This window comes from Anabaena sp. FACHB-1237, from assembly GCF_014696225.1.
In the GTDB taxonomy this organism is placed as follows: Bacteria; Cyanobacteriota; Cyanobacteriia; order Cyanobacteriales; family Nostocaceae; genus FACHB-1237.
Window position 1 is genome coordinate 59,484 of the sequence record NZ_JACJPV010000023.1, and the last position, 9,362, is coordinate 68,845.

8 protein-coding genes and 1 CRISPR repeat array (1 of these 9 only partly in view) are annotated in these 9,362 nt (G+C 36.1%); of the genes, 5 read left to right on the forward strand and 3 right to left on the reverse strand.

Going from position 1 to position 9,362, the window contains the following annotated elements; all coding sequences use genetic code 11:
- Positions 1 to 2,327: direct repeats of the CRISPR family, unit length 37 nt; unit sequence GTGAAAATCGCTGTAATAGGTGATTTTGGATTGAAAC (it extends 619 nt beyond the left edge of the window).
- A gap of 62 nt (positions 2,328 to 2,389) precedes the next feature.
- Both H6F32_RS12800 and ylqF read left to right on the forward strand, forming a co-directional pair.
- Positions 2,390 to 2,782: a VOC family protein gene (locus H6F32_RS12800; RefSeq protein ID WP_190369717.1), complete on the forward strand. Its 393-nt coding sequence runs from the start codon at positions 2,390 to 2,392 to the stop codon at positions 2,780 to 2,782.
- Between the two features lie 115 nt (positions 2,783 to 2,897).
- Entirely contained in the window at positions 2,898 to 3,779 is an 882-nt protein-coding gene (gene ylqF, locus H6F32_RS12805; RefSeq protein WP_190369718.1) for a ribosome biogenesis GTPase YlqF, read from the forward strand.
- A gap of 99 nt (positions 3,780 to 3,878) precedes the next feature.
- Here the strand turns inward: ylqF and H6F32_RS12810 are convergent, their stop codons facing one another.
- Positions 3,879 to 4,037 (reverse strand): hypothetical protein, encoded by a 159-nt coding sequence (locus H6F32_RS12810; protein WP_190369719.1) that lies wholly within the window; start codon positions 4,035 to 4,037, stop codon positions 3,879 to 3,881.
- Between the two features lie 409 nt (positions 4,038 to 4,446).
- Between H6F32_RS12810 and clpP the strand changes: the two genes are divergently transcribed.
- Positions 4,447 to 5,052, forward strand: coding sequence for an ATP-dependent Clp endopeptidase proteolytic subunit ClpP (gene clpP, locus H6F32_RS12815; protein ID WP_190369720.1), 606 nt, complete (start codon positions 4,447 to 4,449; stop codon positions 5,050 to 5,052).
- A gap of 211 nt (positions 5,053 to 5,263) precedes the next feature.
- On the opposite strand, the gene H6F32_RS12820 is transcribed toward clpP, so the two are convergent.
- Entirely contained in the window at positions 5,264 to 6,013 is a 750-nt protein-coding gene (locus H6F32_RS12820) for a hypothetical protein (protein WP_190369721.1), read from the reverse strand.
- Positions 6,014 to 6,227: 214 nt separating this feature from the next.
- Here H6F32_RS12820 and H6F32_RS12825 point away from each other — a divergent pair, with 214 nt between their 5' ends.
- Entirely contained in the window at positions 6,228 to 7,505 is a 1,278-nt protein-coding gene (locus H6F32_RS12825; RefSeq protein WP_395939606.1) for an ABC transporter permease, read from the forward strand.
- Between the two features lie 11 nt (positions 7,506 to 7,516).
- Here the strand turns inward: H6F32_RS12825 and H6F32_RS12830 are convergent, their stop codons facing one another.
- Positions 7,517 to 8,227 carry an ABC transporter ATP-binding protein gene (locus H6F32_RS12830; protein WP_190369722.1) on the reverse strand — a complete coding sequence of 237 codons (711 nt, stop codon included), beginning with the start codon at positions 8,225 to 8,227 and terminating at the stop codon, positions 7,517 to 7,519.
- Positions 8,228 to 9,118: 891 nt separating this feature from the next.
- Here H6F32_RS12830 and H6F32_RS12835 point away from each other — a divergent pair.
- Positions 9,119 to 9,283: a hypothetical protein gene (locus tag H6F32_RS12835; RefSeq protein WP_190369723.1), complete on the forward strand. Its 165-nt coding sequence runs from the start codon at positions 9,119 to 9,121 to the stop codon at positions 9,281 to 9,283.
- Positions 9,284 to 9,362: the final 79 nt, after the last annotated feature.

Consider the following 9,362-nt stretch of genomic DNA (forward strand, 5'->3'; position numbering starts at 1 on the left):
CTTATGTGTAGCGATGAACAATTTTATTACTTATTGTGAAAATCGCTGTAATAGGTGATTTTGGATTGAAACTCTTAATTGAAGATTTAAAAATTAAAGATTTAGTTGTGAAAATCGCTGTAATAGGTGATTTTGGATTGAAACTCCCATATCTTCCACTCTGTGAGTTTATTATTATGTGAAAATCGCTGTAATAGGTGATTTTGGATTGAAACTTCCAGCATTTTAACCACCAGGTCGTAGCCTATAGTGAAAATCGCTGTAATAGGTGATTTTGGATTGAAACTCAATCCTGAGAAATTCTACTCTCATGTAGAAAGTGAAAATCGCTGTAATAGGTGATTTTGGATTGAAACCTAGCCAAACTTAATATTACACCTGAGATGTCTGGTGAAAATCGCTGTAATAGGTGATTTTGGATTGAAACTTAAGTTTCTTATCGTTCAAAAAAGGGATATAATTTAATGCGTGAAAATCGCTGTAATAGGTGATTTTGGATTGAAACCGAGATCGCTACAACTTTTTTTGCCTAGTGTAATTCGTGAAAATCGCTGTAATAGGTGATTTTGGATTGAAACAAATATTCACCCGCTTTAGAGTAAAGCGTGGTGTAGTGAAAATCGCTGTAATAGGTGATTTTGGATTGAAACTTAAACAAGGATACCTGAGATTCCTTATTTACATTGTGAAAATCGCTGTAATAGGTGATTTTGGATTGAAACAATGAAAATTATTAACGCTTGTATGGCGATCGCATCAGAAAGGTGAAAATCGCTGTAATAGGTGATTTTGGATTGAAACCTTTTAATAGCGGTTTCGGAATAATCAAAAATCTTGTGAAAATCGCTGTAATAGGTGATTTTGGATTGAAACAGTACGAGCGATCGCCCCCACACCTAAGATTTTTGTGAAAATCGCTGTAATAGGTGATTTTGGATTGAAACTTTCAGGAGGTTGCGCTTGCCCCGACATAAGGAAGTGAAAATCGCTGTAATAGGTGATTTTGGATTGAAACTAATAATCCTTATGTCCTGGGATGCCCAGGGCATAACTCCAGTGAAAATCGCTGTAATAGGTGATTTTGGATTGAAACTAAACTTAGCTCAGTATTAGAAAAAACAAAAAAAAGTGAAAATCGCTGTAATAGGTGATTTTGGATTGAAACTAGCCAAATTAATCATGGCTTCTTGTTTGTCTTTAGTGAAAATCGCTGTAATAGGTGATTTTGGATTGAAACTCTGTAGGTACCACGCTTACACATCCCACAACAACGTGAAAATCGCTGTAATAGGTGATTTTGGATTGAAACTTTACCCTGGGAAACTAACAATTCTAGTTTCTGGTGAAAATCGCTGTAATAGGTGATTTTGGATTGAAACTTAACTGTTCTAACGATAGACTATACAGAAAGTAAAGTCGTGAAAATCGCTGTAATAGGTGATTTTGGATTGAAACCTGAAATTTCATAGCCCTTTTCAGCCATTCTTGCTAGTGAAAATCGCTGTAATAGGTGATTTTGGATTGAAACAATGCTGAAAATCAGAGACATAGAATTGCTTTAGTGAAAATCGCTGTAATAGGTGATTTTGGATTGAAACAATGCTGAAAATCAGAGACATAGAATTGCTTTAGTGAAAATCGCTGTAATAGGTGATTTTGGATTGAAACCATCCAGCATTGTACAGATTGATAGACGCTAAAAAGTGAAAATCGCTGTAATAGGTGATTTTGGATTGAAACTCGTACTCGGATGGATTGGTTTTTCCTACATAGGGATGTGAAAATCGCTGTAATAGGTGATTTTGGATTGAAACCACAAATTAGCACGAGATTATGTTGCTAAAATTGTGTGAAAATCGCTGTAATAGGTGATTTTGGATTGAAACGCGCTACTTCCTGCTTGCTGTAAGGAATCAGCTTAGTGAAAATCGCTGTAATAGGTGATTTTGGATTGAAACGAAGAAAAATTGATAGAGAATTGGTCAGAATATCAGTGAAAATCGCTGTAATAGGTGATTTTGGATTGAAACATGAAAACAACTTATAACTGTCATGATGTCAATCAAAAAAAGTGAAAATCGCTGTAATAGGTGATTTTGGATTGAAACGATTGGAGTACAATCTACTGGAGAATCCAATCCAGTGAAAATCGCTGTAATAGGTGATTTTGGATTGAAACACAATTATAATTGTAATATATAGCATGAACAGGATGTGAAGTGAAAATCGCTGTAATAGGTGATTTTGAATTGAAACTAAATCATCAATATCTTTGCGGGATTGCTCCAAAGTGAAAATCGCTGTAATAAGCGATTTTGGATTGAAACACTAATTACAAATTACACAAATTACGTGATATAATGGCTTTTGAGATAATTTTAATCTATCCATGATTTTTACTAATGTATTTATAACAATAGCAACCAATAACATAGAAAAATTAGTAGTTTTCTATGTTAAATTACTAGAACAAAAACCGCAGAAATTAATTAATAATGTTTATGCTGAATTTCAATTATCCAGCTTAACATTAGGAATTTTTCAACCTCAAAAAAATCATCAATCAGAATTTTTTGCTAGTAATAAAAGTCCTATTAGTTTATGTTTTGAAGTGACTAACTTAGAAAAGTGCATATCTGATTTAAAATTGTTAGGTTATCCACCTGTAGGTAAGATTAATATCGCCTCTCATGGTTATGAAATCTACGCTTATGATCCCGACGGCAACCGTTTAATTTTACATCAGTCAAAGGAGCAAAAAACAGAAAAATCTCATGTTTGAATCATGTTTAAATCATGTGGAAATTATGTGGAAATCATGGTAGCCTAATTTTTTTTGCTTAACTTTTGACTCACAAACTTATTAAGTCAACATAGTAAATAGGAACTGTTAAACAATGTCAATAACACAAAATTACAAATTAAATATCATTCAATGGTATCCTGGCCACATTGCCAAAGCCGAAAAAAATCTCAAAGAACAATTAAAACGAGTAGATGTAATTTTTGAAGTTAGAGATGGGCGTATTCCATTAGCTACAAACCATCCACAAATACCAGAATGGGTAGGAACTAAAAAGCGAATTTTGGTACTGAATCGTGTAGATATGATTTTGCCAGAAGTGCGATCGCTGTGGATTAACTGGTTTAAAAAACAACAAGAAACAGTGTATTTTACTAACGCCCAAAGTGGTCAAGGTATAACAGCCCTATTTAAAGCTGCCCAAGCAGCAGGAATAGAACTAAACAAACGTCGTCAAGATAGAGGAATGTTACCGCGTCCAGTGCGTGCAGTAGTTATTGGCTTTCCCAACGTCGGAAAATCTGCTTTAATTAATCGTTTATTAGGCAAAAGAGTAGTAGAAAGTGCCGCACGTCCAGGAGTAACTCGTCAACTGCGGTGGGTAAGAATTTCCGACGATTTAGAACTATTAGACGCGCCTGGAGTCATTCCTGCAAGACTAGATAACCAGGCTGCGGGTGTTAAATTAGCAATATGTGATGATATTGGTGAAGCATCCTACGATAATCAACTAATAGCAGCCGCATTTGTAGATATTATCAACGAATTACAAGAAACATATCCAGAACTATTACCACCAAATCCATTATTATCGCGTTATAATTTGGACTCAATCATTCATACAGGAGAAGAGTATTTACACAGCCTAGCTGAACATCGTTATAAAGGAGACATAGAACGCTGTGCCAGACAAATAATTACAGATTATCGCAAAGGTTTTCTTGGCGCAATACCCCTAGAATTACCACAATCATAAGGCCGAATACAGCATACAGGGTGTAGGGAGAAAAATTTTGATTCTCACTCCCCACCTTTGTGACTGCCAACTGCCAACTGCTGACTTCTACTGTTGTTTCTACTGTTGTTGATCTAACACACTAAAATTAAGTAAAGTTTCTGGGGATTGAGATATATTTAATACTGTTTTATACCGAATAGGGGGATTAACATTTAGCACTGCAATGAGTTGCAGTAAAAAAGTAATAAAAGCAGCTTGTATAAGTTTTTCTAACATATTTTACCTCTCTTTTTTTACATGGATGAAAGTTCCATAAAGACCAGTTATTATAAATACATTTCCTTTCCCTGATAATTCGGATAAATTCTGAGTAGCTTGTGTTAACTTAACAATACCTCAGAAAAATACAATAAAGTGTTATTAAAATCACTATTATCAAGAAACATACCTATAGCAGACGTGAAATTCGGGGAAAAGTGCCAGATTTATGGGAATTAGCTCTCAGGTATCAACCGCGAGTCATCAACCCCCAGTCATTAGCCGTCCCTAGAAATTTACAACAATAATTAAACTACTGAAAGCCGAAAACTGATAATTAATAGCTAATAACCGTATCTTCAAAAATTCACACAATGAGGCATTCTCCCCGATAGAATAAAGGAAAAATAGCTAAAAAACGCGCTCAATGATTCCTATCGTTATTGAACAATCTGGTAGAGGCGAACGCGCCTTTGATATTTATTCACGGCTTTTACGTGAACGGATTATATTCCTGGGAGATCAAGTAGATAGCAATCTTGCTAACTTGATAGTCGCCCAACTCCTGTTTTTAGATGCTGAAGACCCAGAGAAAGACATTTATATGTATATCAATTCTCCCGGTGGTTCAGTAACAGCAGGTATGGGCATATTTGACACTATGAAGCATATCCGCCCAGATGTTTGTACCATTTGCACGGGATTAGCCGCCAGTATGGGTGCTTTCTTACTGAGTGCGGGAACTAAAGGTAAAAGGATGAGTTTACCTCATTCACGGATTATGATACATCAACCTTTAGGCGGCGCGAGAGGACAAGCTACGGATATTGCCATTCAAGCCCGGGAAATCCTCTATCATAAGCAGAAGTTAAATGAGTATCTAGCAGAACACACAGGACAACCATTAGAAAAGATTGCTGAAGATACAGACCGCGATTTTTTCATGTCTCCTAATGATGCTAAAGAGTATGGTTTAATTGATCAAGTGATTGATCGTCATGCAGCTGGCAGTCGTCCTGTAGCTTTGGTTTAGTTATTACTAATTAGGCTTTACACCAAAAAGTCTTTTCGTTGAAGCTAAGGAGATCAAGTAGTCAGGAATTGAAAGAGTTCAAAGAGTTTTTTGTATTTGAAAATTTTGATTTCTCAGACTAAAAATCCTTTGTTTTAGTAATTTTACACAAAAAGATCGCGGACTTCTTCAAGAAGTCCGGGATCTGAATCCCTTGATAGCTAATTACTGCTTAAAATCCAGCAATGGGATCAGGTTGAGATTTAAGATATATCAAAAAATCTCTTAATTCTTCTTCACTTAATAAAGAACGCCCCCTTTTACCATAGGTTTTAATTAAATGTTCCTTACCCTGTTCTGCACTCCATCCTAATCTTTCAATTTCTACATCAGTTTGGGCAATAACATCTGATAAATTAATAGGTTGGATTTTTTTAGTCCTTTTGGCTATAGAAGATTCACTTATATCTTCCACAGGTGTATAACTACGAGGAGTAAATGGTGTAACATTGCTAGGGGGTTGATATTCTGGTTCTGGAAAGGGTAAAATATCCGATGTTACCGCTTCTGGTTTAACTGTAGGTAAATTTTCTGGATGTTCCCACATTACTGGTGTAACTGAAGGCGTATAATTATCACTTACATTACTAGCATTACTGGGATGATGACTGGGATGATGACTGGGATAATTACTGGGATAATTACTGGGATCATCCAACTGGTGACTAGGAATATGCACAGGTTGGGAAATGGGTAAAGGCGTTGTTGTTTCTGGTATTTCTTTGATCCCTAATACCATCAAAGCGCGATTTCTAGCTTGATCTTCGGCGGTTTCGATGGTATCTGCTGCGGACATAGCTGTGGCACGGGTGATACCTTCCACATTGATAGAAACACGGACAATATATTTACCTTGAAAAATTTGGATTAGTTCAGAAATAATACTGCCGTTGGGATATAACTTTTGAAATTGAGTTAACATGAAAATTCACTGACTATGATTTTAATAATTGAATAATAGATATCTGGTGGTAATTAATGTAGAGACGTATAGAACCTCTCTACAAGGGTTTGAAACAACGCACATTTAATTTTCACTCCTATATCTAATGATCATCATTAAAAGATGGAAAATTTAATCATAGTATAATCAACTAATAATTATATCAGTTAGCAATTATGCCAAGAGCTAGACTATGAATACATCTGAGAAATTACGTAGAGATTATCGTCCTCGTCCTGTAGCAATCAATGAAATTATATCTATGGCCATTGAGTCCTTATTGAGTAACAAATTACGTACTTTGTTAACAATGCTAGGAGTCATAATTGGTATTGCTTCAGTAATTGCAATTACATCCGTTGGACAGGGCGTACAAAAAGCTACAGAACAGCAAATTCAATCTTTAGGAACTGACGTACTACAAATTTTTCCTGGAGAAGCAAGAACCGGAGGTATTAGTCGTGGATTAGGTTCAAGTAGTACCCTAACACTACAAGATGCTCAAGCTATTAGAGATCAGATTTCTAGCGCGCAAACTGTTTCTGCCTATCTTCAGCGACCAGGACAAGTTGTAGCTGCACAGAATAATCATGCCACAAATATTGTAGGCATTGATATTAACTATATGGAGGCCAGAAATACAAAACTTACCCAGGGTAGATTTTTCACCATAGAGGAAATAGATCAAGCTACACCAGTAGCCATTTTAGGTTCTACACTTTTAGAGAAACTATTTGGTAAAAATGCAAATGCAGTAGGTGAACAGATACGGATTGAACGTAATATATATGAAACCATTGGAGTATTTGAGCCTAAAGGCTCAGAAGGCTCTATTGATAGAGATGATCAAGTCTTTGTTCCTCTTAGTAATATGTCCTCTCGCATTGTTGGCAATAATTCTCTAAGTGGAAAGGCCGTTAATGGCATTTATGTCAAAACTACTGGCCAAAGTCAGATGACAGTAGCTGAATCTCAAGTTAAGAATCTTTTGCGTATACGACACAATCTCTCAGACTCTCAATCTGATGATTTTAGTATCAAAAACCAAAGTGATATTGTTAAAACCTTTACTACTGTAGTGGGATTATTTACTGTCATGCTTGTTGCTATAGCAGGTATTTCTCTAGTGGTAGGTGGTATTGGTATTGCCAATATTATGTTAGTCTCAGTGGTAGAACGGACAAGAGAAATTGGTATCCGTAAAGCTATTGGAGCTACTAACTCCGCCATTTTGCATCAGTTTTTGGCTGAATCTATTATGATATCCCTCACAGGAGGTTTCATCGGTATCGGTATTGGGATTTTTCTGGCCTTTGGTGCCGCCACAATTCTCAAGTTTCCTTTTATCGTGGTTGCTTGGTCAATATTAGGTGGCTTTGGATTATCCTTTATTGTTGGGTTGTTAGCAGGGGTAATTCCCGCTCAGAATGCAGCACGATTAGATCCAATTGCTGCTTTACGACGGGACTAATGTGATTATTTCTAGTTGGTGACGATTGGTTTGGATTGAGATACTTTTTCCAGAACAGTTTCAGAAATAATTAAACCATCTTGAAGTCGAATAATACGTTGGGTTTGGTTAGCAATGTCCAAATCATGAGTAACAATCACAATTGTAATACCTTGCTGGTTAAGCTGAGTTAATAAGTTCATTAACTCCTGAGAAGTTTCACTATCTAAAGCCCCTGTGGGTTCATCTGCTAACACCAAGGCTGGACGATTTGCTAACGCACGAGCTACAGCAACTCGTTGTTGTTGTCCTCCAGAAAGCTGACTGGGGCGATTATTTAGGTAATTAGCTAATCCCACTTGTGTTAAGGCATCTATAGCCCGTTGACGACGTTTTAATTTAGGAACATGGGAATAAATCATTGGCAACATCACATTTTCCAGAGCAGTAGAGCGAGGTAACAAATTAAATTGCTGAAAGATAAAGCCTATTCGATAATTTCGGATATAGGCTAGTTCATCATTATCAAGATTCATTAAGTTTCTGCCTTCTAAAGCATACTGTCCAGTGGTGGGACGATCTAAGCAGCCAATAATATTCATTAATGTTGATTTTCCAGAACCAGATGCTCCCATAATAGCCACATATTCTCCTTCTTTGATGCATAGATTAATACCCTTAAGTACAGGCACTCTCACTTCACCTAAAAGGTATTGTTTTGTAATTGCTTCCATAAAAATCATTAGACACCTCCAAAAATACCGACAACTATTGTTTTGACTTACTGGTAAGCTAATGTGCAGCACTCACTGTATAATTAAAAAACCTGAAGTTACAGTAGCACAAGCATCTTGCTTGTATTAATTATTCAAGTTAAAGGCACAACAGCTTAATTACAGCAATTTTCAGGTAAATGAACCACATTTTGATTCTGGTTTCACGCAAAGACGCAAAGCAAGACTAAAATTAATTTAGGGTGTTGTCTAAATACATGAAAACTGCTGCAATTTCCTCTAGGCAATAGGTAACTTCTTAGCATTTCTAGCTGTGTTACATCCTAAGTTAGTAACGCATCTGTAAAACACCAAGGTTATGTTTTATTGGTTATATCTAAACTACAACAGAATTTAAATCTCATATAAGGGTTTTAAAACCCTAAGATTATGTTTTATTGGTTATATTGCCGCTCTCATTTTTACTATCCCCATCAAAAGTAATTATACCCTCGACTAAGTAGATTTCAGAAATCAAATAGGAATCCGTCACAATCATATAAGATTAAGATTTGCAATGAGTAGCTTGCCAATAGACATCTCCAATAATAACAATTTTATTACTTTAGATTAGGCTTCTAGCCCGATTTCTGGAGGTATAGATGTTAATGATAAAACCCCTGTAACACAGGCATACTTCGACAAGCTCAGTACAAGTCTTGCTGTGTTCATAGTGTACCTGATGTAGATGGGATTGTATCTAATACTAGTAGTATCAAAATCCTAGTAAAGTTTGAAGTTTTGTATAGTTGTTAATACTATTCGTAAGATAGATATATACTGGTTTTAGTTATTAATTAGAAAACAAGTTTATGTTAGCTTCAAGACATCCTCATCCCAACCAGCCTCATCATCCCCGCCATGGAGAAGTTCCCCCCCCACCGTCCTGGAGAACCACGTCATCAACCACCTGCACATCCTCAAAGAGAAAACTGTAATCCAACTACTATATCTGAAAGTGATCATGAACTTTTAAGAGAGTTAAAGATAGAAAGTAAATTACCAAGACATACTATACATAGCTAGACATCCTGTGGTATGATAGAACAAGTAAAAAACTTAGCTATCAGATGACAGTAAATTATGTACCTCCAAGAGTCGCTGC